We start from the raw sequence: 22,766 nt of genomic DNA, 5'->3' as shown, positions 1-22,766 counted from the left end.
TTTCCTTATCCGCTTACTTGGCGGCGCCCACAACCACAGTGATGTGGCTGGTGCGCTTGAGGATGCGGGTACCGCGGCCTTTCGCCCGCGCCATGAAACGCTTCAGGGTCGGACCTTCATCAACCATGATGGTCTGAACCTTCAGCTCGTCGACGTCGGCGCCCTGGTTGTTCTCGGCATTTGCAATAGCCGACTCCACCACCTTCTTGATCAGGTGGGCAGCCTTCTTGTCCGAGAACTTCAGCAGGTTGACCGCACGCTCGGCCGGCAGACCGCGCACCTGGTCAGCGACCAGACGAGCCTTCTGCGGGGAGATGCGCGCAGTGCGCAGGATGGCTTTCGCTTCCATTGTCATCTCTCCTTACTTGCCCGACTTCTTGTCACCACCGTGACCCTTGAAGGTCCGGGTGATGGCAAATTCGCCGAGCTTGTGGCCGACCATGTTCTCGTTGACGAGAACCGGGATGTGGTTCTTGCCGTTATGCACGGCAATGGTGACGCCTACCATGTCAGGCAGGATCATCGAACGGCGCGACCAGGTCTTGATCGGCTTCTTGCTGCCCGCAGCGGCCTCCACCTTCTTGACGAGGTGGTGATCGACGAACGGGCCCTTCTTGAGTGAACGTGCCATGGTCGATTAGCCCCTACGATCGCGGACGATGAACTGCTGAGTGCGCTTGTTATGGCGCGTCTTGTAACCCTTGGTCGGGACACCCCACGGGGTGACCGGATGCGGGTTACCCTGGCCGGCCTTGGCCTCACCACCACCGTGCGGGTGGTCAACCGGGTTCATGGCAGCACCACGAACGGTCGGGCGGACGCCGCGCCAACGCTTGGCACCGGCCTTGCCCAGCTTTTCCAGGCTGTGCTCGTCGTTGCCGACCTCGCCGATGGTGGCGCAGCACTCGACCGGAACCTTGCGCATTTCACCCGAGCGCAGGCGCAGGGTGGCGTAGATGCCTTCGCGAGCCACCAGCTGCACGGCCGCACCGGCGGCGCGAGCGATCTGAGCGCCCTTGCCCGGCTTCAGTTCGATGCAGTGGATGGTGGTGCCGACCGGGATGTTGCGCAGCGGCAGGGTGTTGCCAGCCTTGATCGGGGCATCCGAACCAGCGATCACCTGATCACCAGCCTTCAGGCCCTTCGGGGCGATGATGTAGCGACGCTCACCGTCGACGTAGCACAGCAGAGCGATGTGGGCGGTGCGGTTCGGATCGTATTCGATGCGTTCCACGCGCGCCGGGATGCCCAGCTTGTTGCGCTTGAAGTCGATGATGCGGTAGTGCTGCTTGGCACCACCACCGACGTGACGCACGGTGATGCGGCCATGGTGGTTACGACCACCCGAGCGGCTCTGCGACTCGACCAGCGCGGCGTGCGGAGCACCCTTGTGCAGGTCGGGAGTGACCACGCGCACGGCCGAACGGCGGCCGGGGGAAGTGGGCTTGAATTTCATCAATGGCATGGGATGTACCTCAGGCCTTGGCCGTTACATCGATCGACTGGCCATCGGCCAGGCGAACGTACGCCTTGCGCCAATCGCCGCGGCGGCCAGCACGGTTACGGAAGGACTTGTTCTTGCCCTTGACGTTGACCACGTTGACGGCTTCGACCTTGACGTCGAACAGCTGCTCAACCGCGGCCTTTACATCGGCCTTGGTGGCTTCGTTCGAAACTTCGAAGACATACTGGTTGGAGAGTTCCTGCAGGCGCGCGGTCTTTTCGGAGACACGCGGGGCACGCAGCACGCTGAAGATTTTTTCGTTGCTGTTCATGCCAGCCACTCCTCGACCTTCTTGACCGCGTCAGCGGTGATGACGACCGTGTCGGCACCCACCAGCGAGACCGGATCCAGACCCTGGACGTCACGCACCTGCACGTACGGCAGATTGCGGGCGGACAGGTACAGGTGCTCGGACGCTTCTTCGGTGACGATCAGCGGGCGCTTGCCCACTTCCAGGCCGGCCAGCTTGGCGATCAGACCCTTCGTGTTGGTCACTTCGACGTCGAAGGACTCCACGATGGTCAGACGGCCCTGACGGTTCAGCTCGGACAGGATCGCGCACATGGCGGCACGGTACTGCTTGCGATTGACCTTCTGCTCGAAGCTGCGCGGCTTGGCCGCGAAGGTGACACCGCCGCCGACGAAGATCGGAGCCGTCAGTGCGCCATGACGCGCGCCGCCGCCCTTCTGCTTCTTCGACTTCTTGGTGGTACCAGCCACTTCAGAGCGAGTCTTCTGTGCCTTGGTGCCGGCGCGACCGGCGTTGCGGTAGGCAACGACGACCTGGTGGACCAGATCTTCGCTGAAATCGCGACCGAACACGGCTTCGGAGACCGAGACCTTGTTGTTGCTACCCGTGATAACGAGTTCCATCGTCATCTCTCCTTATGCCTTGCTCGCCGGACGGACGATCACATCGCCACCCGCCGCGCCCGGAACGGCGCCGCGAACCGCGATCAGACCGCGCTCGACGTCGACCTTGACCACTTCCAGGTTCTGGGTGCTCTGCTGCACCGCGCCCATGTGGCCCGACATCTTCTTGCCCGGGAAAACGCGACCCGGGGTCTGGCGCTGGCCCAGCGAACCCGGCGCGCGATGCGACAGCGAGTTACCGTGGGTTGCATCGCCCATACGGAAGTTGTGGCGCTTGATGGTGCCCTGGAAGCCCTTACCCTTGGTGACACCCTGGACGTCGACGATCTGGCCGACTTCGAAGATGTCCGCCTTGACTTCGCCGCCAACGGCGAAATCGCCGAGCTGCGCGTCTTCAACACGGAATTCCCACAGGCCACGACCCGCTTCCACCTTCGCCTTGGCGAAGTGGCCGGCTTCCGGCTTGTTGACCAGGGCAGCGCGACGCGCGCCGACGGTCACCTGCACGGCGCTGTAGCCGTCGGTTTCGACGGTCTTGATCTGCGCGATGCGGTTCGGGGTTGCTTCGATCAGGGTCACCGGGATGGAGCGGCCATCTTCAGTGAACACGCGGCTCATGCCAGCCTTGCGGCCCACGAAGCCCAACGAATACTTCTTCGTCATGGTCGTAGTCCTCAGGTCAGCTTGATCTGAACGTCGACGCCGGCAGCCAGTTCGAGCTTCATCAGCGCGTCCACGGTCTTGTCATTCGGGTCAACGATATCGAGCACGCGCTTGTGCGTGCGGGTCTCGTACTGGTCACGCGCGTCCTTGTCGACGTGCGGGGAAACGAGAACGGTGTAACGCTCGATCTTGGTCGGCAGCGGGATCGGGCCACGCACTTGCGCGCCGGTCCGCTTTGCCGTTTCAACGATCTCGCTGGCCGAACGGTCGATCAGACGATGATCGAACGCTTTCAGCCGGATCCGGATCTTTTGGTCCGCCATGGCGGTAGGTTCCTTCGTTAAAAGAGCGACAGACAAAGCCTCTGGGTTGCTTTGCCCCATGAAATTCCTGAATACGGACGGCCCACACTCCTGCAGGCCGACAAGGTCACTCCATAGACCTCAAAAACGTAGGCAGACCCGTCCCCAGGCCTGCCCAGACGTAGAAGCATAATGGCACGCAAGGCAGCTGTCAACAGTCGCCTGTTGACGCCGCCTGAATGGCATTGACCCTTCCTGGTCCGGGGAACACAAGGCACATCCTGTGCCTGCTTTCCCATTTGATACGCCCCGATGCCCTACCCAGGCAACATCGGGGCGCAGATACTACCAGATTACTCGATGATCTTCGAGACCACGCCGGCGCCGACGGTACGGCCACCTTCGCGGATGGCGAAGCGCAGGCCTTCGTCCATTGCCACCGGGTTGATCAGGGTGACGACCATCTTGACGTTGTCACCCGGCATCACCATTTCGACGCCTTCCGGCAGCGCAGCTGCGCCGGTGATGTCGGTGGTGCGGAAGTAGAACTGCGGACGGTAGCCGTTGAAGAACGGGGTGTGACGGCCGCCCTCGTCCTTCGACAGGACGTAGACTTCGCCTTCGAACTTGGTGTGCGGCTTGATCGAACCCGGCTTGGCCAGAACCTGGCCACGCTCGACGTCGTCACGCTTGGTGCCGCGCAGCAGCAGGCCAGCGTTGTCGCCTGCCTGACCCTGGTCCAGCAGCTTGCGGAACATTTCAACGCCGGTCACGGTGGTCTTCTGCACCGGACGGATGCCGACGATTTCGATTTCGTCGCCAACCTTGATCACGCCGCGCTCGATACGACCGGTCACCACGGTGCCGCGGCCCGAGATCGAGAACACGTCTTCCACCGGCATCAGGAACGGCTTGTCGATCGCACGCTCCGGCTCCGGGATCCAGCTGTCCAGGGCGTCGACCAGCTTCAGGATGGCCGGCACGCCGATGTCGCTCTGGTCGCCTTCCAGCGCCAGACGGGCCGAACCAGCGATGATCGGGGTGTCGTCGCCCGGGAAGTCGTACTTGCTCAGCAGCTCGCGCACTTCCATCTCGACCAGCTCGAGCAGCTCGGCGTCGTCAACCATGTCGGCCTTGTTCAGGAACACGACGATGTACGGCACGCCGACCTGACGCGACAGCAGGATGTGCTCGCGGGTCTGCGGCATCGGGCCGTCAGCGGCCGAGCACACCAGGATCGCGCCGTCCATCTGGGCGGCACCGGTGATCATGTTCTTGACGTAGTCAGCGTGGCCCGGGCAATCGACGTGGGCGTAGTGACGGACCGGGGATTCGTATTCGACGTGCGCGGTCGAGATCGTGATGCCACGAGCCTTTTCTTCCGGAGCGGCGTCGATCGAGGAGTAATCCTTGAACTCGCCACCGAAGCGCTCGGCACCGATCTTGGTCAGTGCAGCGGTCAGCGTGGTCTTGCCGTGGTCGACGTGACCGATGGTGCCGACGTTGACGTGCGGCTTGGTGCGCTCGAACTTACCCTTTGCCATTGTTCTATACCTTGATTGTTCGTAAGTGGTTTCAAGAGAGGCTGAGCGAGGCTCAGCCCTTCTTCATGACGGCTTCGGCGATGTTGGTCGGCGCCGGCTCGTAGTGATCGAATTCCATGGTGAAGGTGGCGCGGCCCTGGGTCTGCGAACGCAGTGCAGTGGCGTAACCGAACATTTCACCCAGCGGGATCATCGCGTTGATGATGCTGGCCGAACCGTCACCGGTGGTGTCGGAACCCTGCAGCACGCCGCGACGACGGCTGACGTCGCCCATCACGTCACCCTGGTAATCCTCCGGGGTCACGATCTCGACCTTCATGATCGGCTCCAGCAGCACCGGCTTGGCCTTGGCGAAGCCCTGCTTGAAGGCCATCGACGAAGCCAGCTTGAACGCCATTTCCGAGGAGTCGACGTCATGGTACGAACCGAACACCAGCTTCACCTTGACGTCCACGACCGGGAAGCCAGCCAGCGGACCGCTGGTGATGGTTTCGCGCAGGCCCTTTTCAACCGACGGAATGAATTCCTTCGGGATCACGCCGCCGGTGATGTCGTTGATGAACAGGAAGTCGTCCTTGATGGCCGGAGCCAGCTTCGGATCGGCACGATCTTCAGCGGTGATCGGCGACAGCTCGATCACGACGTGACCGTACTGACCCTTACCACCGGACTGCTTGGCGTGCTTGTAGTCCGACTTGACGTCGGCCAGGGTGATGGTTTCGCGGTAGGCCACCTGCGGCGCACCGACATTGGCTTCAACGTTGAACTCGCGCTTCAGGCGGTCGACGATGATGTCCAGGTGCAGCTCGCCCATGCCCGAGATGATGGTCTGGCCGGATTCTTCGTCGGTCTTGACGCGGAACGACGGATCTTCCTGCGCCAGACGACCCAGCGCCAGACCCATCTTTTCCTGGTCCGACTTGGTCTTCGGCTCGACGGCCATCGAGATCACCGGCTCCGGGAACGTCATGCGCTCCAGGATGATCGGGGCGTCCACGGCGCACAGGGTGTCACCGGTGGTGGTGTCCTTCAGGCCCACGGCCGCGGCGATGTCACCGGCCAGAACTTCCTTGATTTCCTCGCGGTTGTTCGAGTGCATCTGCAGGATGCGGCCGATGCGCTCCTTCTTGCCCTTCACCGAGTTCAGCACGGTGTCGCCACCGTTCAGGGTGCCCGAGTAGACACGGAAGAAGGTCAGCGCGCCGACGAACGGGTCGGTGATGATCTTGAAGGCCAGCGACGAGAACGGCGCCTTGTCGTCCGACTTGCGGGTCATTTCGACGGTGTCGTCGTCAACGTCCACGCCCTTCACGTCCGGCACGTCGACCGGCGACGGCAGCAGCTGGATCACGCCGTCCAGCATGGCCTGCACGCCCTTGTTCTTGAAGGCCGAGCCGCAGTACATCGGCACGATCTCGGTGGCCAGGGTGCGGGTACGCAGCGCGTTGATGATTTCGGCCTCGGCCAGCTCTTCGCCGCCCAGATACTTTTCCATCAGCTCTTCGCTGGCTTCGGCAGCGGTCTCGACCATGAACTGGCGAGCCTCTTCCGCAGCCGCCTGCAGATCAGCCGGGATGTCGCTGTACTCGAACTTCATGCCCTGCGAAGCCTCATCCCAGTGGATGGCCTTCATCTTCAGCAGGTCGACGACGCCCTTGAAGTTGTCTTCAGCGCCGATCGGCAGCTGCATCGGCACGGCAACCGCGCCCAGCTTGGCCTTCAGCTGGCCGACAACCTTCTGGAAGTTGGCACCGGTGCGGTCCATCTTGTTGACGAACGCGATGCGCGGCACGTGGTACTTGTTGGCCTGGCGCCACACGGTTTCCGACTGCGGCTGCACGCCACCGACGGCGCACAGGACGAAGACGGCACCGTCGAGCACGCGCAGCGAGCGCTCCACTTCGATGGTGAAGTCGACGTGCCCGGGGGTGTCGATGATGTTGAAGCGGTGCTCCGGCAGGGACTTGTCCATGCCCTTCCAGAACGCGGTGGTGGCAGCGGACTGGATCGTGATGCCACGCTCCTGCTCCTGCTCCATCCAGTCCATGGTGGCGGCGCCGTCATGCACTTCACCGATCTTGTGGCTCTTGCCGGTGTAGAACAGGATGCGCTCGGACGTGGTGGTCTTGCCGGCATCGATGTGAGCCATGATGCCGAAGTTACGGTAACGCTCGATGGGAGTGGAACGGGCCACGGGAGCCTCTCAGATTTCTTGGATTTCGGATGGCCGAACGCCGCCTTTCGGCGGCCTTCGGATTGGCGCAGTCTTTCTGGGACCGCGAGGCAGCACGCACCGAAGTGGTGCTGCCCTGCCTGTTTTACAAGGCCGTCAAACTCACCAGCGGTAGTGGGCGAAGGCCTTGTTGGCTTCGGCCATGCGGTGGGTTTCTTCGCGCTTCTTGATGGCGCCACCACGGTTTTCCGAGGCGTCGATCAGTTCAGCAGCCAGCTTCTTCGGCATGGTGTTCTCACCACGCTTGCGCGCGGAGTCGATCAGCCAGCGCATGGCCAGGGCCATCTTGCGCGACGAGCGCACTTCGACCGGCACCTGGTAGGTCGCACCACCGACGCGGCGCGACTTGACTTCGACCGCCGGAGCGACGTTGTCCAGAGCCTTCTGCACCAGTTCAATGGCGTTGGCGCTGCTGTTCTTCTCGGTGATCACGTCCATGGCGCCGTACACGATCTTTTCGGCGACGGACTTCTTGCCGCTCTGCATGACCATGTTGATGAAGCGGGCGATGGTTTCGCTTCCGTGCTTCGGATCGGGCAGGACGGAACGCTGCGGAGTATTACCCTTACGCGACATAGTGCTCTCTCCTTATGCCTTCGGACGCTTGGCGCCGTACTTGGAACGGGCCTGGCGACGCTTGGCAACGCCGGCGGCGTCGAGCGAGCCACGAACGGTGTGGTAACGCACACCCGGCAGGTCCTTGACGCGACCGCCGCGGATCAGGACCACGGAGTGCTCCTGCAGGTTGTGGCCTTCACCACCGATGTAGGAAATCACTTCTTCCTGGTTGGTCAGGCGGACCTTGGCAACCTTGCGCAGAGCCGAGTTCGGCTTCTTCGGAGTGGTGGTGTAGACACGGGTGCAGACGCCACGGCGCTGCGGGCACTTGTCGAGCGCCGGCGAGGCACTCTTGTAGGTGGTCGCTTGCCGCGGCTTGCGGACCAGCTGGTTGATCGTCGCCATCAGTAGGTTCTTCTGATTGGTGGCCGGAAAATCCGACCAGAGATGCGGAAATGTTAAAGCAGGCCAAAATTCTGGCCTGCTGAGACAGACGATTGTAGCAACCTGCCAGGAAAGCAGTCAAACGCCTCCTGTCAAGCCCGTTCCTGATCCCGGAACGTTACTGGGGGGCCTCCATGTACCCCGTTCAGGTTGGCGGGGTGAACCGTGAGTGGCCCACCCTGCCCTTTCCCAATCCCATCGATGAACCGATGGGTGGTCCGGCCTTGTGGCCGGACCGGATACCTCATTCTTCGCCCGAAGCCTGTTCAGCTTCAGCTTCAACCACCGGTGCCTCGACCGCGGCCGGGGTGCCGGCCAGGGTCTGCATTTCCGACTCGGTGAGACCGGAAGCGCCGCGACGGCGGTTGCTGTGGTACGCCAGGCCGGTACCGGCCGGAATCAGGCGACCCACGATGACGTTTTCCTTCAGGCCACGCAGGTTGTCCGAGGTGCCGCGGACGGCCGCTTCGGTCAGCACGCGGGTGGTTTCCTGGAACGACGCGGCCGAGATGAACGATTCGGTCGCCAGCGAGGCCTTGGTGATACCCAGCAGGACCGGATCGAAGTGCGCCGGCAGCTCGTTGCGGGCTGCAAGGCGGGCATTCTCCTCGATAACGCGCTGGCGCTCCACCTGTTCGCCGTTCAGGAACTTGCTGCTGCCCTGGTCGGTGATCTCGACCTTGCGCAGCATCTGGCGGGTGATCACCTCGATGTGCTTGTCGTTGATCTTCACGCCCTGCAGGCGGTACACGTCCTGGATTTCCTTCACCAGGTAGGCGGCCAGCGGTTCGACACCCAGCAGGCGCAGGATGTCCTGCGGGCTCGGCTCGCCGTCCACGATGGTTTCACCCTTGGTGACATGCTCGCCTTCGAAGACGATGACCTGGCGGTACTTCGGGATCAGCTCTTCGTGCTCCGAACCATCGGTGTCCTTGATGATCAGGCGCTGCTTGCCCTTGGTGTCCTTGCCGAAGCTGATGATGCCCGAACGCTCGGCCAGCACCGCCGGATCCTTCGGCTTGCGCGCTTCGAACAGATCGGCCACGCGCGGCAGACCACCGGTGATGTCGCGGGTCTTCGACGCTTCCTGCGGGATCTTGGCGACCACGTCACCCACGCCGACGGCAGCGCCGTCCTGCAGGTTGACGATCGAGCGCGGCGGCAGCAGGTACTGCGCCGGCAGGTCGGTGCCCGGAATCGACAGGTCGTTGCCCTTGGCGTCGACGATGCGCACGATCGGGCGCAGGTCCTTGGCCTGGGTGCCACGACGCTTCGGATCGGTGATTTCGCGCGACGCCAGGCCGGTCAGCTCGTCGGTCTTCTCGATGACGGTGATGCCGTCGACGAAGTCGATGAAGCGGATGAAGCCGGCCACTTCCGACACGATCGGGTGGTTATGCGGATCCCAGTTGGCCACGGTCTGGCCAGCCTTGATCGCATCACCGTCCTTGGACGTGATGGTCGCACCGTACGGCAGCTTGTAACGCTCACGCTCACGGCCGTGGGCATCGAGCACCGAGATTTCGCCCGAGCGCGACACTGCCACCAGCGAGCCGTTGGCATGCTCGACGGACTTGAGGTTGCTGAACTTGACCGAGCCGGTGGTCTTGACGGTGATGTTGTCGACCGCAGCAGCTCGCGACGCCGCACCACCGATGTGGAACGTACGCATGGTCAGCTGGGTACCCGGCTCACCGATGGACTGGGCGGCGATGACGCCGACCGCTTCACCGATGTTGACCAGGTGGCCACGGGCCAGATCGCGGCCGTAGCAGCGCGAGCAGACACCGAAGGCCGATTCGCAGGAGATGGTCGAGCGGACCTTGATGGTCTGCACGCCGGCATCTTCCAGCTTGGCAACCCAGGCTTCGTCCAGCAGGGTGTTGCGGGTGACGATCGGATCTTCGTCGTTGCCCGGCAGGAACACGTCCTCGGCAACCACGCGACCCAGCACGCGGTCCTTCAGCGGCTCGACCACGTCGCCGCCTTCCACGATCGGGGTCATGATCAGGCCTTCGGTGGTACCGCAATCCACCTCGGTGATCACCACGTCCTGCGCGACGTCGACCAGACGACGGGTCAGGTAACCCGAGTTCGCGGTCTTCAGCGCGGTATCGGCCAGACCCTTGCGGGCACCGTGGGTGGAGTTGAAGTACTCCTGCACGTTCAGGCCTTCGCGGAAGTTCGCCTTGATGGGCGTCTCGATGATCGAGCCGTCCGGACGCGCCATCAGGCCACGCATGCCGGCCAGCTGACGGATCTGCGCCTGCGAACCACGCGCACCGGAGTCGGCCATGATGTACAGCGAGTTCATCGACTTCTGGTCGATGGTCTCACCCTTGGCATTGACCACCTTCTCGGTACCGATGGTGTCCATCATCGCCTTGGCGATGCGCTCGTTGGTGCGCGACCAGATGTCGACCACCTTGTTGTAGCGCTCGCCGGCGGTGACCAGACCCGACTGGTACTGCTCCTGGATTTCCAGCACTTCGGCTTCGGCCTCGGTGAGGATGCCCTTCTTCTCGTCCGGGATCAGCATGTCGTCGATGCCGATCGAGACGCCGGCGCGGGTCGCGTAGGCGAAGCCGGTGTACATCAGCTTGTCGGCGAACACGACCGTGTCCTTCAGACCCAGCTGGCGGTAGCTGGAGTTGATCAGGCGGCTGATGTTCTTCTTGGTCAGCTCGGTGTTGGCCAGCGCGAACGGCAGGCCTTCCGGCAGGATTTCAGCCAGCAGGGCGCGACCGATCGTGGTGTCCACGATCGAGGTCTTGTTCTGCTTGACGCCGTCTTCGTCGGTCACCACTTCGGTGATGCGGACCTTGACGCGCGCGTGCAGTTCCACCACGCGGTTGTCGTAGGCACGCTTCACTTCGGCGATGTTGGCGAAGGCCATGCCCTCGCCCTTCTTGTTTTCCAGCGAGCGGGTCATGTAGTACAGACCCAGCACGACGTCCTGCGACGGCACGATGATCGGCTCGCCGTTGGCCGGCGACAGGATGTTGTTGGTCGACATCATCAGCGCACGCGCTTCCAGCTGGGCTTCCAGCGAGAGCGGCACGTGGACGGCCATCTGGTCACCGTCGAAGTCGGCGTTGAACGCGGTGCAGACCAGCGGGTGCAGCTGGATGGCCTTGCCTTCGATCAGCACCGGCTCGAACGCCTGGATGCCCAGACGGTGCAGGGTCGGCGCACGGTTCAGCATCACCGGATGCTCGCGGATGACCTCTTCCAGGATGTCCCAGACTTCGGCTTCTTCGCGCTCGACCAGCTTCTTGGCGGCCTTGATGGTGGTGGCCAGGCCACGGCGCTGCAGCTTGGCGAAGACGAACGGCTTGAACAGCTCAAGCGCCATCTTCTTCGGCAGGCCGCACTGGTGCAGGCGCAGGTACGGGCCGACCACGATGACCGAACGGCCCGAGTAGTCGACGCGCTTGCCCAGCAGGTTCTGGCGGAAGCGACCCTGCTTGCCCTTGATCATGTCGGCCAGCGACTTCAGCGGGCGCTTGTTGGTGCCGGTGATGGCACGGCCACGACGGCCGTTGTCCAGCAGCGCATCGACCGATTCCTGCAGCATGCGCTTTTCATTGCGCACGATGATGTCCGGCGCGCTCAGTTCGAGCAGGCGGCGCAGGCGGTTGTTGCGGTTGATGACGCGGCGGTACAGGTCGTTCAGGTCGGAGGTCGCGAAGCGGCCGCCATCCAGCGGGACCAGCGGACGCAGGTCCGGCGGCAGCACCGGCAGCACGGTCATGACCATCCATTCCGGACGGTTGCCCGATTCCAGGAAGGCTTCGATCAGCTTGATGCGCTTGGTGAGGCGCTTGAGCTTGGTTTCCGAACCGGTAGCAGCGATTTCCTCGCGCAGGCGGGTCATTTCCGACTGCAGGTCGATCGTGCGCAGCAGTTCGTACACGGCCTCGGCGCCCATGGCGGCGTCGAAGTCGTCACCGTGCTCCTGGCGGGCCTGCAGGTACTGTTCTTCGGTCAGCAGCTGGCGGCGCTCCAGGGCGGTCAGGCCCGGCTCGGTCACCACGTAGGCTTCGAAGTACAGCACGCGCTCGATGTCGCGCAGGGTCATGTCCAGCATCAGGCCGATGCGCGACGGCAGCGACTTCAGGAACCAGATGTGCGCGACCGGCGAGGCCAGGTCGATGTGGCCCATGCGCTCGCGACGCACCTTGGCCAGGGTCACTTCGGTGCCGCACTTTTCGCAGACCACGCCGCGGTGCTTCATGCGCTTGTACTTGCCGCACAGGCACTCGTAGTCCTTCACCGGGCCGAAGATGGCGGCGCAGAACAGGCCGTCGCGTTCCGGCTTGAAGGTACGGTAGTTGATGGTTTCCGGCTTCTTCACTTCGCCGAAGGACCACGAACGGATCAGGTCCGGCGAGGCCAGCGCGATCTTGATCGCGTCGAAGTCCAGCGTCTGGCGCTGCTGGTTGAAGAGGTTGAGCAGGTCTTTCATGGTGTTCTCCAGAAGGAGGAATGCTGTGTCGATGGGCTTTCAGTTGACTGCCAGCGGCGCGGCGGTTGAGGCCGCCGCGCCGGCATGGATCAGTTGTCTTCCAGTTCCATGTTGATGGCCAGCGAGCGGATTTCCTTCACGAGCACGTTGAAGGATTCCGGCATGCCCGCGACCATCTCGTGCTCACCGTCGACGATGTTCTTGTACATCTGGTTGCGGCCCTGCACGTCATCGGACTTCACCGTCAGCATTTCCTGCAGGGTGTAGGCCGCGCCGTAGGCTTCCAGCGCCCAGACTTCCATTTCACCGAAGCGCTGGCCGCCGAACTGCGCCTTGCCGCCCAGCGGCTGCTGGGTAACGAGCGAGTACGGACCGGTCGAACGGGCGTGCATCTTGTCGTCGACCAGGTGGTTCAGCTTCAGGTAGTGCATGTAACCAACGGTGGTGTGGCGATCGAACGCTTCACCGGTGCGGCCGTCGTACAGCTGGGTCTGGCCACTGCTCGGCAGGTCGGCCAGTTCCAGCATGCGCTTGATTTCCGCTTCGGTGGCGCCGTCGAACACCGGGGTGGCCATCGGCACGCCGTCGGTCAGGTTGCGGGCCAGGCGCAGCAGTTCCTCGTCGCTGAACTGCGACAGGTCGACACGGTTGGCCACGTTGGTGTCGTCGTGGTTGTAGATGTCGTCCAGGAACTTGCGCAGGTCGGCAACGGCGGCCTGGGCTTCCATCATCGCCTGGATCTTGCGACCCAGACCCTTGGCCGCCCAGCCCAGGTGCACTTCCAGAATCTGGCCGATGTTCATACGCGACGGCACGCCCAGCGGGTTCAGCACGATGTCCACGGTCTCGCCCGAGGCCATGTACGGCATGTCCTCGACCGGCACCACGTTGGAGACCACACCCTTGTTGCCGTGGCGGCCTGCCATCTTGTCGCCCGGCTGGATGCGGCGCTTCACGGCCAGGAACACCTTGACCATCTTCAGCACGCCCGGGGCGAGGTCGTCGCCGGCGGTGATCTTGCCGCGCTTGTCGGCGAAGCGACGCTCGAATTCCTTCTCGTGCGCCTGGATCTGCTTCTGCGCGCGCTCGATGGCTTCCGAAGCGTCTTCGTCCTTCATGCGCAGGGCGAACCAGTCAGCCTTCTTCAGGCCGTCCAGGAAGGCGTCGGTGATCACGTCACCCTTCTTCAGGCCAGCGCCACCGTTGACCACCTTGCCCACGATCTGCGAACGCAGACGCATGTAGATGGCCGCTTCCAGGATGCGGAACTGGTCGTCGAAGTCCTTCTTGACGCGCTTGATTTCAGACTCTTCGATCTGGCGGGCGCGCTTGTCCTTCTCGATGCCGTCGCGGGTGAAGACCTGCACGTCGATGACGGTGCCGTCCATGCCCGGCGGAACGCGCAGCGAGCTGTCCTTAACGTCCGAAGCCTTCTCGCCGAAGATCGCGCGCAGCAGCTTCTCTTCCGGGGTCAGCTGGCTTTCGCCCTTCGGGGTGACCTTGCCGACCATGATGTCGCCGGCGCGGACTTCGGCACCGATGTACACCACGCCGCTCTCGTCCAGGCGGTTCAGCGCCTGCTCGGAGACGTTCGGGATGTCGGCGGAGATTTCCTCCGGCCCCAGCTTGGTGTCACGCGCGACGCAGGTCAGCTCTTCGATGTGGATCGTGGTGTAACGATCCTCTTCCACCACGCGCTCGGAGAGCAGGATGGAGTCTTCGAAGTTGTAGCCGTTCCACGGCATGAACGCGATCAGCATGTTCTGGCCCAGGGCCAGTTCGCCGATGTCGGTGGACGGACCGTCGGCCAGCACGTCGCCGCGGGCGATGACGTCACCCACCTGGACCAGCGGACGCTGGTTGATGCAGGTGTTCTGGTTCGAACGGGTGTACTTGACCAGGTTGTAGATGTCCACGCCTGCGTCGGTGGCGCCAACGATCTCTTCCTCGTTGACCTTGACCACGATGCGGGCCGCGTCGATCTGCACGATCTCGCCACCACGGCGGGCGTTCACGGTCACACCGGAGTCACGCGCCACGGCGCGTTCGATACCGGTACCGACCAGCGGCTTCTGCGCACGCAGGGTCGGCACGGCCTGACGCTGCATGTTGGCGCCCATCAGTGCACGGTTCGCGTCATCGTGCTCCAGGAACGGAACCAGCGCGGCCGCGATCGACACGGTCTGCATCGGCGAGACGTCCATGAAGTGGACTTCCGCCGGCGGCTTCAGCAGCGATTCGCCCTGGAAGCGGCACGGAACGAACTGCTCGGTCAGCACGCTGTCGGCATTGGTCAGGGCGTTGGCCTGCGCAATGACGTACTCGTTTTCTTCGATGGCCGACAGGAACTCGACTTCGTCATAGACCTTGCCGTCCACGACCTTGCGGTACGGGGTCTCGAGGAAACCGTACTGGTTGGTGCGGGCGTACACGGCCAGCGAGTTGATCAGGCCGATGTTCGGGCCTTCCGGGGTTTCGATGGTGCAGACGCGGCCGTAATGGGTCGGGTGCACGTCGCGCACTTCGAAGCCGGCGCGCTCACGGGTCAGACCGCCCGGGCCCAGGGCCGAGACGCGACGCTTGTGGGTCACTTCCGACAGCGGGTTGTTCTGGTCCATGAACTGCGACAGCTGCGAGGAGCCGAAGAACTCCTTGATGGCAGCGGCGACCGGCTTGGCGTTGATCAGCTCCTGCGGGGTCAGGCCTTCGGACTCGGCCATCGACAGGCGCTCCTTGACCGCGCGCTCGACGCGGACCAGGCCGACGCGGAACACGTTCTCGGCCATTTCGCCGACCGAACGCACGCGACGGTTGCCCAGGTGGTCGATGTCGTCGACCACGCCGCGACCGTTGCGGATCTCGGTCAGGACCTTGATCACGTCCAGGATGTCGGAGCTGTCGCCATGGGCGGCGACCAGGCGCTTGGACTCTTCGTCGTTGCGCTCACCGAAGTACTTGCTGTCGTACAGCACGGCTTCGCCGGTGGTTTCCTTGCGGCCCACGCGACGGTTGAACTTCATGCGGCCGACCGCGGACAGGTCGTAGCGCTCGAAGGTGAAGAACAGGTTGTGGAACAGGTTCTGCGCGGCGTCCTTGGTCGGCGGCTCGCCCGGACGCATCATGCGGTAGATCTCGACCAGCGCTTCCAGCTGGGTCTTGGTCGGGTCGATGCGCAGGGTGTTGGACAGGTACGGGCCACGATCCAGGTCGTTCACCCACAGGGTGCCGACCGCATCAACACCGGCCTTGCGGAAGTTCTGCAGCTGCTCGTCGCTGATCTCGTCGTTGGCCTGCGCCAGCAGTTCGCCGGTCGAGGCATCGACCACGTCGTGCGACAGGATGCGGCCGACGATGTAGTCGTCCGGCACGGCCAGGGCAGCGATGCCCGAGGCTTCCAGCTGCTTGATGTGGCGCGCGGTGATGCGCTTGCCGGCTTCCACGATGACCTTGTCGCCGTCGGCCAGGTCGAAGCCCAGGGTCTCGCCACGCAGGCGCTCCGGCACCAGCTCCAGCTGGACGCCTTCGTCCGGGTTGATGTGGAAGGTGTTGATCTCGAAGAACTCGGCCAGCATCTCTTCGTTGCTGTAGCCGAGCGCGCGCAGCAGGATCGACACCGGCAGCTTGCGGCGGCGGTCGATACGGGTGAACAGCGCGTCCTTCGGGTCGAACTCGAAGTCCAGCCAGGAACCGCGGTAAGGAATGATGCGGGCGCTGTACAGCAGCTTGCCCGAGCTGTGGGTCTTGCCACGGTCGTGGTCGAAGAACACGCCCGGCGAGCGGTGCAGCTGCGAGACGATGACGCGCTCGGTGCCGTTGACGATGAAGGTGCCGTTCTCGGTCATCAGCGGGATTTCGCCCAGATAGACCTCCTGCTCCTTCACGTACTTGATGGCCTTGGTCGACGACTCACGGTCGTAGATCACCAGGCGCACGGTCACGCGCAGCGGGGCGCCGTAGCTCATGCCACGCTGGCGGCACTCGCGCTCGTCGAAGACCGGCTCGCCCAACTTGTAGCCGACGTATTCCAGGGCAGCATTGCCGCTGTAGCTGGCGATCGGGAAGACCGACTTCAGCGCAGCGTGCAGGCCGTGGTCCGTGCGCTTGGCCGGATCGACGTTTTCCTGCAGGAATTCACGGTAGGAATCCACCTGGATGGCGAGCAGGAACGGCACTTCGAGAATCGAGCGCTGCTTGCCGAAATCCTTGCGGATACGCTTTTTTTCGGTGAACGAATAGGACGTCATGAGGTCTTCCACCTTGTTGTGCGGGCCGTGCGTCCACGACCCAGAAGGAAACTTGAAATTGTCAGTTGGAAGTCGCTGGTATTGCCGGCACCAGCACGCCTTCTCCCGCTACTTCCAACTGCCAACTCGTCTGCTACCACGCCCCTGCTGCCGCGCGCTGCGCTGGCCGGCCGGGGTTTGACTGCAGCCCGTGTTGGGCTTTTTGCTGCTTCTTGCATCCACGCATGGCGTGGATCTACCGATTACATCCACGCATGGCGTGGATCCACAACACCGCAACAACGACCAAAGGCCGGGGGCTTACGCCCCCAGCCTTGGCTGCATCGCCGTGAATCGGTGACGATGCAAGGTAACTGCTTACTTGACTTCGACAGTCGCGCCAGCAGCTTCCAGGTCCTTCTTCATCTTCTCGGCGTCTTCCTTCGAAGCGCCTTCCTTCAGGACGCCACCGGCTTCGGCCAGGTCCTTCGCTTCCTTCAGGCCCAGGCCGGTGATGGCGCGGACAGCCTTGATGACTTCGACCTTCTTGTCGCCGGCCGACTTCAGGGTGACGGTGAACTCGGTCTGCTCTTCAACAGCAGCGGCCGGGCCAGCGGCAGCAGCCACGGCAACCGGAGCAGCGGCGGAGACGCCGAACTTCTCTTCGATGGCCTTGACCAGCTCCATCACTTCCATCAGGGACTTCTCGGCGATGGCGTCGACGATCTGTTCGTTGGTAAGGGACATGATTAATACCTTTGGATGATTTTCTGGGTTGAGGTTCCGTCAGGAACCACGGTAAGTCGAAACTCAGGCGGTCTCGGCGGCCGGCTCGGCAGCGTCAGCGGCGACATCGCCACCACCCTGCTTCTCGCCAACGGCCTTGATGGCGCGGGCAAACATCGTGACCGGCTCGGTCAGGACGCGGGCCAGCATGGCCAGGGCCTGATCGCGGGTCGGCAGCGAGGCCAACACGTCGACGTGGCTTGCCGGGAACACTTCGCCACCGATGGCGACGACCTTAGCCTTCAGCTTGTCGTTGCCCTTGGCGGCTTCCTTGATCAGGCGACCGGCAGCGCCGGGCTCCTCGAGCGAGAACGCGTACAGCAGCGGACCAACCATCTGGTCCTGGGCGACTGCGAACTCGGTGCCTTCAACGGCACGCGAAGCCAGGGTGTTCTTGACAACCTTCAAGAAAACACCGGTTTCACGAGCCTGCTTGCGCATCGCGGTCATCTGGGCGACCGTGGTGCCAGCGTATTCGGCTGCGATCAAGGAGTGGGCCTTGGCGGCGACGTCTGCCAGCTCGGCGACTACTTCTTGCTTCTGGGACAGATTGAGAGCCATTGCACTCCTCCTATTGAACTCCGCTTACGGCTCCTGCCGTGTGCGGTCCTGTGCGGCATCCGTCCTGGACGCCGGGAACATCGGGATGATGTTCCGGGGGGTGGGCCGTTCCAGACCTGGAGGCAATCAGGGAAATCCCAGACATGCGTGAACCAGAAAAACTCCAGAAGGGCACCATCTACGCAGGTTGATTCCGGGGAATCGATTAAGCGTTCGTGACGGCTCCGGCGGCGACTCCTTGCCAGATCGAGCTTCCGTGCCCGTCGCCGGTAGTGCCACGACCGCGCCTGCGGTCTTTGACGGCTACCGCGGGCGATGCACTGCCAGCGATGCCTTCAAATGTCACGGTCACGGCACCAGGGGCGCCGTGACCGCTTCAAACAATTACTTCAGGGTCAGCGACGACTGGTCGACGGTGACGCCCGGGCCCATCGTCGAGCTGACCGAAACCTTCTGCAGGTAGGTGCCCTTCGAGGTAGCCGGCTTGGCCTTGATCAGGTCCAGCAGCAGCGCGGTCAGGTTCGACTTCAGCGCGTCTTCGGCGAAGTCGGCCTTGCCGATGGTGCAGTGGATGATGCCGGCCTTGTCGGTGCGGTAACGGACCTGACCCGACTTGGCGTTCTTCACGGCTTCACCCGGGTTCGGGGAAACGGTGCCGACCTTCGGGTTCGGCATCAGGCCGCGCGGGCCCAGCACGGTGCCCAGCTTACCGACGACGCGCATGGCGTCCGGGGTTGCGATGACGACGTCGTAGTTCAGATCGCCGGCCTGCATCTTCTCGGCCAGATCATCCATACCGACGGCTTCGGCGCCAGCGGCCAGGGCTTCATCAGCCTTGGCACCGGCCGGAGCGAACACGGCGACGCGGACCGACTTGCCGGTACCGGCCGGCAGCACGGTGGAGCCACGGACCTGCTGGTCGGACTTCTTCGCATCGACGCCCAGGCGCACAGCGACGTCGATCGACTCGACGAACTTGGCCTTGGTGGCGCTCTTCAGGATATTGATCGCGTCCTCGAAGGCGTATGCCTTGCCCGGAACGACGGCGGCCTTGATGGCCTTCTCACGCTTGGTCTGTGCCATCTTATTAACCCTCCACCACGAGGCCCATGGAACGGGCAGAGCCAGCGATGGTACGCACGGCGGCGTCCAGATCGGCGGCAGTCAGATCCGGTTCCTTCGCCTTGGCGATCTCTTCCAGCTGCTTACGGGTGACCTTGCCGACCTTCTCGGTGTTCGGGCGCTTGGAGCCCGACGAGATGCCAGCGGCCTTCTTCAGCAGGGTGGTGGCCGGGGTGCTCTTGGTGATGAAGGTGAACGTACGGTCCGAGTAGGCCGTGATGATCACCGGAACCGGCAGGCCCGGCTCGAGCTTCTGCGTGGCAGCGTTGAACGCCTTGCAGAATTCCATGATGTTCAGACCGCGCTGACCCAGCGCAGGACCGACCGGCGGCGAGGGATTGGCCTGACCGGCCTTCACCTGCAGCTTGATGTAACCGACAACTTTCTTTGCCATGAGTATGCTCTCCGGGTGCTAGCGCCTTTCGACAACAGGCTCCCCATCGGACCGGGAATCACGCGTCCCGGCATCGCGTTTTGAAATCATGCTGAAGGCCACCTTGCGGCGGCCTCGTCCTGCTGGCTTCCCAGCGGGGAGCCGCGCACTATATCAGGTTTTTCCTTCACATGCCTGAAGCGGCACGTAAACAGAAGAAACCGGGCAAGGCCCGGCTCCCTTTGTAGAGTCGAGCCATGCTCGACTGCCACACCATCCAGACCCTGGAGTCGAGCATGGCTCGACTCTACAGGACGGGTCAGACGGCCTTTTCGACCTGGCCGAACTCGAGCTCGACCGGGGTGGCACGGCCGAAGATCAGCACCGAGACGCGCAGACGGCTCTTCTCGTAGTTGACTTCTTCGACGACACCGTTGAAATCGTTGAACGGGCCATCGGTGACACGAACCATCTGGCCCGGCTCGAACAGCACCTTCGGACGCGGCTTCTCGACACCTTCCTGAACACGGTTCAGGATGGCCTCGGCCTCGGAATCGGCGATCGGCAGCGGGCGGTCGGCAGTACCGCCGATGAAGCCCATCACGCGCGGGGTTTCCTTGACCAGGTGCCAGCTTTCGTTGTCGATGCGCGGAATACCGGCTTCTTCGTGGGTCTCGATCTGGACCAGCACGTAACCCGGGAAGAACTTGCGCTCGGAACGGCGCTTCTGGCCAGCGCGCATCTCGACCACTTCTTCGGTCGGGACCAGGACATCGCCGAAGCGCTCTTCCATGCCGTCACGGACGATGCGATCGCGCAGAGCCTGCGCCACCGACTTCTCGAAGCCCGAATAGGCGTGAACGACGTACCAACGCTTCATGCAATTCTCCTTAGCGGCTCAGGAACAACTGAACCAGCCACTGAATGACGTAATCGAACCCACCCAGCAACAGACTGAGAATGGTCACCACCACCATCACGACCCAGGTCATGCGGATGGCTTCCTGGCGCGTCGGCCAGACCACCTTGCGCAGTTCGAAGCGCGACTCGGAGAGGAATTCGCGGGTGTCGCGCCCCTTGCCGGTAAGCATGAACACGCCGATACCGCCAACCAGACCGACTACGACCGCCAACGCACGCAGCTGACCCGCCCACGCACCCAGCTGGGTTGCGCGACCGGAGTCGGCGGAGAACCAGAACCAGACGAACAGACCGGCCAGCACCAGCAGCGATGCGGCGACATACTTGACGATATCCCCACCGTTGGCGGAGTTGTCCTTGGAGTGTTCGATCTTGCTATTCATCAGGCTGTGTCTGCTTTAGCGGCCCAGGCCGCTGGATAAGGTGGGCAGATGGCACGCCAGGAGGGACTCGAACCCCCAACCTGCGGTTTTGGAGACCGCTGCTCTGCCAATTGAGCTACTGGCGTACGTTTTGAAACTTGCCTTCCCTTAGACGGCGAAGGCGGACCGAGGTTCCCGGCCCGCCATTCGCGTAACCGGCGGCGCTATGCAACCACCGGTACTGCAGGCTTACTCGATGATCTTCGAGACCACGCCGGCGCCGACGGTACGGCCGCCTTCGCGGATGGCGAAGCGCAGGCCTTCGTCCATTGCCACCGGATTGATCAGGGTGACGACCATCTTGACGTTGTCACCCGGCATCACCATTTCGACGCCTTCCGGCAGCGCAGCTGCGCCGGTGATGTCGGTGGTGCGGAAGTAGAACTGCGGACGGTAGCCGTTGAAGAACGGGGTGTGACGGCCGCCCTCGTCCTTCGACAGGACGTAGACTTCGCCTTCGAACTTGGTGTGCGGCTTGATCGAACCCGGCTTGGCCAGAACCTGGCCACGCTCGACGTCGTCACGCTTGGTGCCGCGCAGCAGCAGGCCAGCGTTGTCGCCTGCCTGACCCTGGTCCAGCAGCTTGCGGAACATTTCAACGCCGGTCACGGTGGTCTTCTGCACCGGACGGATGCCGACGATTTCGATTTCGTCGCCAACCTTGATCACGCCGCGCTCGATACGACCGGTCACCACGGTGCCGCGGCCCGAGATCGAGAACACGTCTTCCACCGGCATCAGGAACGGCTTGTCGATCGCACGCTCCGGCTCCGGGATCCAGCTGTCCAGGGCGTCGACCAGCTTCAGGATGGCCGGCACGCCGATGTCGCTCTGGTCGCCTTCCAGCGCCAGACGGGCCGAACCAGCGATGATCGGGGTGTCGTCGCCCGGGAAGTCGTACTTGCTCAGCAGCTCGCGCACTTCCATCTCGACCAGCTCGAGCAGCTCGGCGTCGTCAACCATGTCGGCCTTGTTCAGGAACACGACGATGTACGGCACGCCGACCTGACGCGACAGCAGGATGTGCTCGCGGGTCTGCGGCATCGGGCCGTCAGCGGCCGAGCACACCAGGATCGCGCCGTCCATCTGGGCGGCACCGGTGATCATGTTCTTGACGTAGTCAGCGTGGCCCGGGCAATCGACGTGGGCGTAGTGACGGACCGGGGATTCGTATTCGACGTGCGCGGTCGAGATCGTGATGCCACGAGCCTTTTCTTCCGGAGCGGCGTCGATCGAGGAGTAGTCCTTGAACTCGCCACCGAAGCGCTCGGCACCGATCTTGGTCAGTGCGGCGGTCAGCGTGGTCTTGCCGTGGTCGACGTGACCGATGGTGCCGACATTGACGTGCGGCTTGGTGCGCTCGAACTTACCCTTGGCCATGGCTGCTTATCTCGAATTCGTCTGAGAGGTGATGCTTAAGATGGTGCTCACGAAAGGAATCGAACCTTCGACCTCTTCCTTACCAAGGAAGTGCTCTACCGACTGAGCTACGTGAGCCGAGTTTTGCATTATGACATGAACTCGATAATATTCAAAGTTCATTCAATGGAGCGGGAGACGGGAATTGAACCCGCACCATCAGCTTGGAAGGCTGAGGTTCTACCATTGAACTACTCCCGCGCCGGGAATGTCACAACGTGAAACTGGTGGAGGGAGGTGGATTCGAACCACCGAAGGCGTAAGCCAGCAGATTTACAGTCTGCCCCCGTTGGCCGCTTGGGTATCCCTCCTTACCACCCCATTCCGTTGCCGCCGAAGCGTTGCGGTGT

20 protein-coding genes and 4 tRNA genes are annotated in these 22,766 nt (G+C 63.0%); all 24 read right to left on the bottom strand.

Translation table 11 applies throughout. The features are described 5' to 3' along the window. Nucleotides 1-13 precede the first annotated feature (13 nt). The 24 genes from rplV to AASM09_RS03985 all read right to left on the bottom strand — a co-directional run bounded on the left by rplV (nucleotide 14) and on the right by AASM09_RS03985 (nucleotide 22,727). A complete protein-coding gene (gene rplV, locus AASM09_RS04100; protein ID WP_004145348.1) occupies nucleotides 14-349 on the bottom strand; it encodes a 50S ribosomal protein L22 in 336 nt (111 codons plus the stop codon). A gap of 12 nt (nucleotides 350-361) precedes the next feature. Then, a complete protein-coding gene (gene rpsS, locus AASM09_RS04095) occupies nucleotides 362-631 on the bottom strand; it encodes a 30S ribosomal protein S19 (RefSeq protein ID WP_004154485.1) in 270 nt (89 codons plus the stop codon). 6 nt (nucleotides 632-637) lie between these two features. After that, nucleotides 638-1,465 carry a 50S ribosomal protein L2 gene (rplB, locus tag AASM09_RS04090; protein ID WP_004145339.1) on the bottom strand — a complete coding sequence of 276 codons (828 nt, stop codon included), beginning with the start codon at nucleotides 1,463-1,465 and terminating at the stop codon, nucleotides 638-640. A gap of 10 nt (nucleotides 1,466-1,475) precedes the next feature. Beyond that, the gene (gene rplW / locus AASM09_RS04085; RefSeq protein WP_004145338.1) at nucleotides 1,476-1,775 is read right to left on the bottom strand and encodes a 50S ribosomal protein L23; all 300 of its coding nucleotides are present in this window, start codon (nucleotides 1,773-1,775) and stop codon (nucleotides 1,476-1,478) included. Further along, nucleotides 1,772-2,377, bottom strand: a complete 606-nt coding sequence (gene rplD / locus AASM09_RS04080; RefSeq protein ID WP_049432779.1) for a 50S ribosomal protein L4 — start codon at nucleotides 2,375-2,377, stop codon at nucleotides 1,772-1,774. The genes rplW and rplD overlap by 4 nt, the downstream gene beginning before the upstream one ends. A 12-nt stretch (nucleotides 2,378-2,389) precedes the next feature. Further along, nucleotides 2,390-3,040 (bottom strand): 50S ribosomal protein L3, encoded by a 651-nt coding sequence (rplC, locus tag AASM09_RS04075; RefSeq protein ID WP_004145336.1) that lies wholly within the window; start codon nucleotides 3,038-3,040, stop codon nucleotides 2,390-2,392. A gap of 11 nt (nucleotides 3,041-3,051) precedes the next feature. Beyond that, nucleotides 3,052-3,363 (bottom strand): 30S ribosomal protein S10, encoded by a 312-nt coding sequence (gene rpsJ / locus AASM09_RS04070; RefSeq protein WP_005408208.1) that lies wholly within the window; start codon nucleotides 3,361-3,363, stop codon nucleotides 3,052-3,054. A 332-nt stretch (nucleotides 3,364-3,695) separates the two neighbouring features. Beyond that, nucleotides 3,696-4,886, bottom strand: coding sequence for an elongation factor Tu (gene tuf, locus AASM09_RS04065; RefSeq protein WP_004154360.1), 1,191 nt, complete (start codon nucleotides 4,884-4,886; stop codon nucleotides 3,696-3,698). Nucleotides 4,887-4,938: 52 nt separating this feature from the next. Further along, nucleotides 4,939-7,080 carry an elongation factor G gene (fusA, locus tag AASM09_RS04060; RefSeq protein WP_014646050.1) on the bottom strand — a complete coding sequence of 714 codons (2,142 nt, stop codon included), beginning with the start codon at nucleotides 7,078-7,080 and terminating at the stop codon, nucleotides 4,939-4,941. Between the two features lie 141 nt (nucleotides 7,081-7,221). After that, a complete protein-coding gene (gene rpsG / locus AASM09_RS04055; RefSeq protein WP_004145321.1) occupies nucleotides 7,222-7,695 on the bottom strand; it encodes a 30S ribosomal protein S7 in 474 nt (157 codons plus the stop codon). A gap of 12 nt (nucleotides 7,696-7,707) precedes the next feature. After that, nucleotides 7,708-8,082, bottom strand: coding sequence for a 30S ribosomal protein S12 (gene rpsL / locus AASM09_RS04050; RefSeq protein ID WP_004145320.1), 375 nt, complete (start codon nucleotides 8,080-8,082; stop codon nucleotides 7,708-7,710). A gap of 283 nt (nucleotides 8,083-8,365) precedes the next feature. Beyond that, nucleotides 8,366-12,589, bottom strand: coding sequence for a DNA-directed RNA polymerase subunit beta' (gene rpoC / locus AASM09_RS04045; protein WP_049432759.1), 4,224 nt, complete (start codon nucleotides 12,587-12,589; stop codon nucleotides 8,366-8,368). A gap of 89 nt (nucleotides 12,590-12,678) precedes the next feature. Next, on the bottom strand, nucleotides 12,679-16,833 hold the full coding sequence (rpoB, locus tag AASM09_RS04040; protein ID WP_049432754.1) for a DNA-directed RNA polymerase subunit beta: 4,155 nt from the start codon (nucleotides 16,831-16,833) through the stop codon (nucleotides 12,679-12,681). Between the two features lie 357 nt (nucleotides 16,834-17,190). Continuing rightward, nucleotides 17,191-17,559 (bottom strand): 50S ribosomal protein L7/L12, encoded by a 369-nt coding sequence (gene rplL, locus AASM09_RS04035; protein WP_005408204.1) that lies wholly within the window; start codon nucleotides 17,557-17,559, stop codon nucleotides 17,191-17,193. Between the two features lie 63 nt (nucleotides 17,560-17,622). After that, nucleotides 17,623-18,159: a 50S ribosomal protein L10 gene (gene rplJ, locus AASM09_RS04030; protein WP_005408203.1), complete on the bottom strand. Its 537-nt coding sequence runs from the start codon at nucleotides 18,157-18,159 to the stop codon at nucleotides 17,623-17,625. Nucleotides 18,160-18,543: 384 nt separating this feature from the next. Continuing rightward, on the bottom strand, nucleotides 18,544-19,242 hold the full coding sequence (gene rplA, locus AASM09_RS04025; RefSeq protein ID WP_004154350.1) for a 50S ribosomal protein L1: 699 nt from the start codon (nucleotides 19,240-19,242) through the stop codon (nucleotides 18,544-18,546). Between the two features lie 4 nt (nucleotides 19,243-19,246). Next, a complete protein-coding gene (gene rplK, locus AASM09_RS04020; protein WP_004145248.1) occupies nucleotides 19,247-19,675 on the bottom strand; it encodes a 50S ribosomal protein L11 in 429 nt (142 codons plus the stop codon). 298 nt (nucleotides 19,676-19,973) lie between these two features. Next, nucleotides 19,974-20,534: a transcription termination/antitermination protein NusG gene (gene nusG / locus AASM09_RS04015; RefSeq protein ID WP_004154362.1), complete on the bottom strand. Its 561-nt coding sequence runs from the start codon at nucleotides 20,532-20,534 to the stop codon at nucleotides 19,974-19,976. A 10-nt stretch (nucleotides 20,535-20,544) separates the two neighbouring features. Then, entirely contained in the window at nucleotides 20,545-20,958 is a 414-nt protein-coding gene (gene secE, locus AASM09_RS04010; RefSeq protein ID WP_005408202.1) for a preprotein translocase subunit SecE, read from the bottom strand. 49 nt (nucleotides 20,959-21,007) lie between these two features. Then, nucleotides 21,008-21,083, bottom strand: a tRNA-Trp gene (locus AASM09_RS04005). A gap of 103 nt (nucleotides 21,084-21,186) precedes the next feature. After that, nucleotides 21,187-22,377, bottom strand: coding sequence for an elongation factor Tu (gene tuf / locus AASM09_RS04000; RefSeq protein WP_004154360.1), 1,191 nt, complete (start codon nucleotides 22,375-22,377; stop codon nucleotides 21,187-21,189). Between the two features lie 41 nt (nucleotides 22,378-22,418). Continuing rightward, nucleotides 22,419-22,494: transfer RNA gene (locus AASM09_RS03995), tRNA-Thr, on the bottom strand. Nucleotides 22,495-22,543: 49 nt separating this feature from the next. Continuing rightward, nucleotides 22,544-22,617 (bottom strand) — tRNA-Gly (locus AASM09_RS03990). Between the two features lie 24 nt (nucleotides 22,618-22,641). Further along, a tRNA-Tyr gene (locus AASM09_RS03985) sits at nucleotides 22,642-22,727 on the bottom strand. Nucleotides 22,728-22,766 lie beyond the last annotated feature (39 nt).

It is taken from the genome of Stenotrophomonas maltophilia (assembly GCF_039555535.1).
GTDB lineage: Bacteria > Pseudomonadota > Gammaproteobacteria > Xanthomonadales > Xanthomonadaceae > Stenotrophomonas > Stenotrophomonas maltophilia_Q.
The sequence above is the reverse complement of the archived record's forward strand: the minus strand, read 5'-3'. Positions and strand labels throughout refer to the sequence as shown.

Excerpts from the sequence above, each read along its gene's own strand:
- rplV (WP_004145348.1), bottom strand. The coding sequence starts at position 349 with ATGGAAGCGAAAGCCATCCTGCGCACTGCGCGCATCTCCCCGCAGAAG.
- rpsS (WP_004154485.1), bottom strand. The coding sequence starts at position 631 with ATGGCACGTTCACTCAAGAAGGGCCCGTTCGTCGATCACCACCTCGTC.
- rplB (WP_004145339.1), bottom strand. The coding sequence starts at position 1,465 with ATGCCATTGATGAAATTCAAGCCCACTTCCCCCGGCCGCCGTTCGGCC.
- rplW (WP_004145338.1), bottom strand. The coding sequence starts at position 1,775 with ATGAACAGCAACGAAAAAATCTTCAGCGTGCTGCGTGCCCCGCGTGTC.
- rplD (WP_049432779.1), bottom strand. The coding sequence starts at position 2,377 with ATGGAACTCGTTATCACGGGTAGCAACAACAAGGTCTCGGTCTCCGAA.
- rplC (WP_004145336.1), bottom strand. The coding sequence starts at position 3,040 with ATGACGAAGAAGTATTCGTTGGGCTTCGTGGGCCGCAAGGCTGGCATG.
- rpsJ (WP_005408208.1), bottom strand. The coding sequence starts at position 3,363 with ATGGCGGACCAAAAGATCCGGATCCGGCTGAAAGCGTTCGATCATCGT.
- tuf (WP_004154360.1), bottom strand. The coding sequence starts at position 4,886 with ATGGCAAAGGGTAAGTTCGAGCGCACCAAGCCGCACGTCAACGTCGGC.
- rpsG (WP_004145321.1), bottom strand. The coding sequence starts at position 7,695 with ATGTCGCGTAAGGGTAATACTCCGCAGCGTTCCGTCCTGCCCGATCCG.
- rpsL (WP_004145320.1), bottom strand. The coding sequence starts at position 8,082 with ATGGCGACGATCAACCAGCTGGTCCGCAAGCCGCGGCAAGCGACCACC.
- rpoC (WP_049432759.1), bottom strand. The coding sequence starts at position 12,589 with ATGAAAGACCTGCTCAACCTCTTCAACCAGCAGCGCCAGACGCTGGAC.
- rpoB (WP_049432754.1), bottom strand. The coding sequence starts at position 16,833 with ATGACGTCCTATTCGTTCACCGAAAAAAAGCGTATCCGCAAGGATTTC.
- rplL (WP_005408204.1), bottom strand. The coding sequence starts at position 17,559 with ATGTCCCTTACCAACGAACAGATCGTCGACGCCATCGCCGAGAAGTCC.
- rplJ (WP_005408203.1), bottom strand. The coding sequence starts at position 18,159 with ATGGCTCTCAATCTGTCCCAGAAGCAAGAAGTAGTCGCCGAGCTGGCA.
- rplA (WP_004154350.1), bottom strand. The coding sequence starts at position 19,242 with ATGGCACAGACCAAGCGTGAGAAGGCCATCAAGGCCGCCGTCGTTCCG.
- rplK (WP_004145248.1), bottom strand. The coding sequence starts at position 19,675 with ATGGCAAAGAAAGTTGTCGGTTACATCAAGCTGCAGGTGAAGGCCGGT.
- nusG (WP_004154362.1), bottom strand. The coding sequence starts at position 20,534 with ATGAAGCGTTGGTACGTCGTTCACGCCTATTCGGGCTTCGAGAAGTCG.
- secE (WP_005408202.1), bottom strand. The coding sequence starts at position 20,958 with ATGAATAGCAAGATCGAACACTCCAAGGACAACTCCGCCAACGGTGGG.
- tuf (WP_004154360.1), bottom strand. The coding sequence starts at position 22,377 with ATGGCCAAGGGTAAGTTCGAGCGCACCAAGCCGCACGTCAATGTCGGC.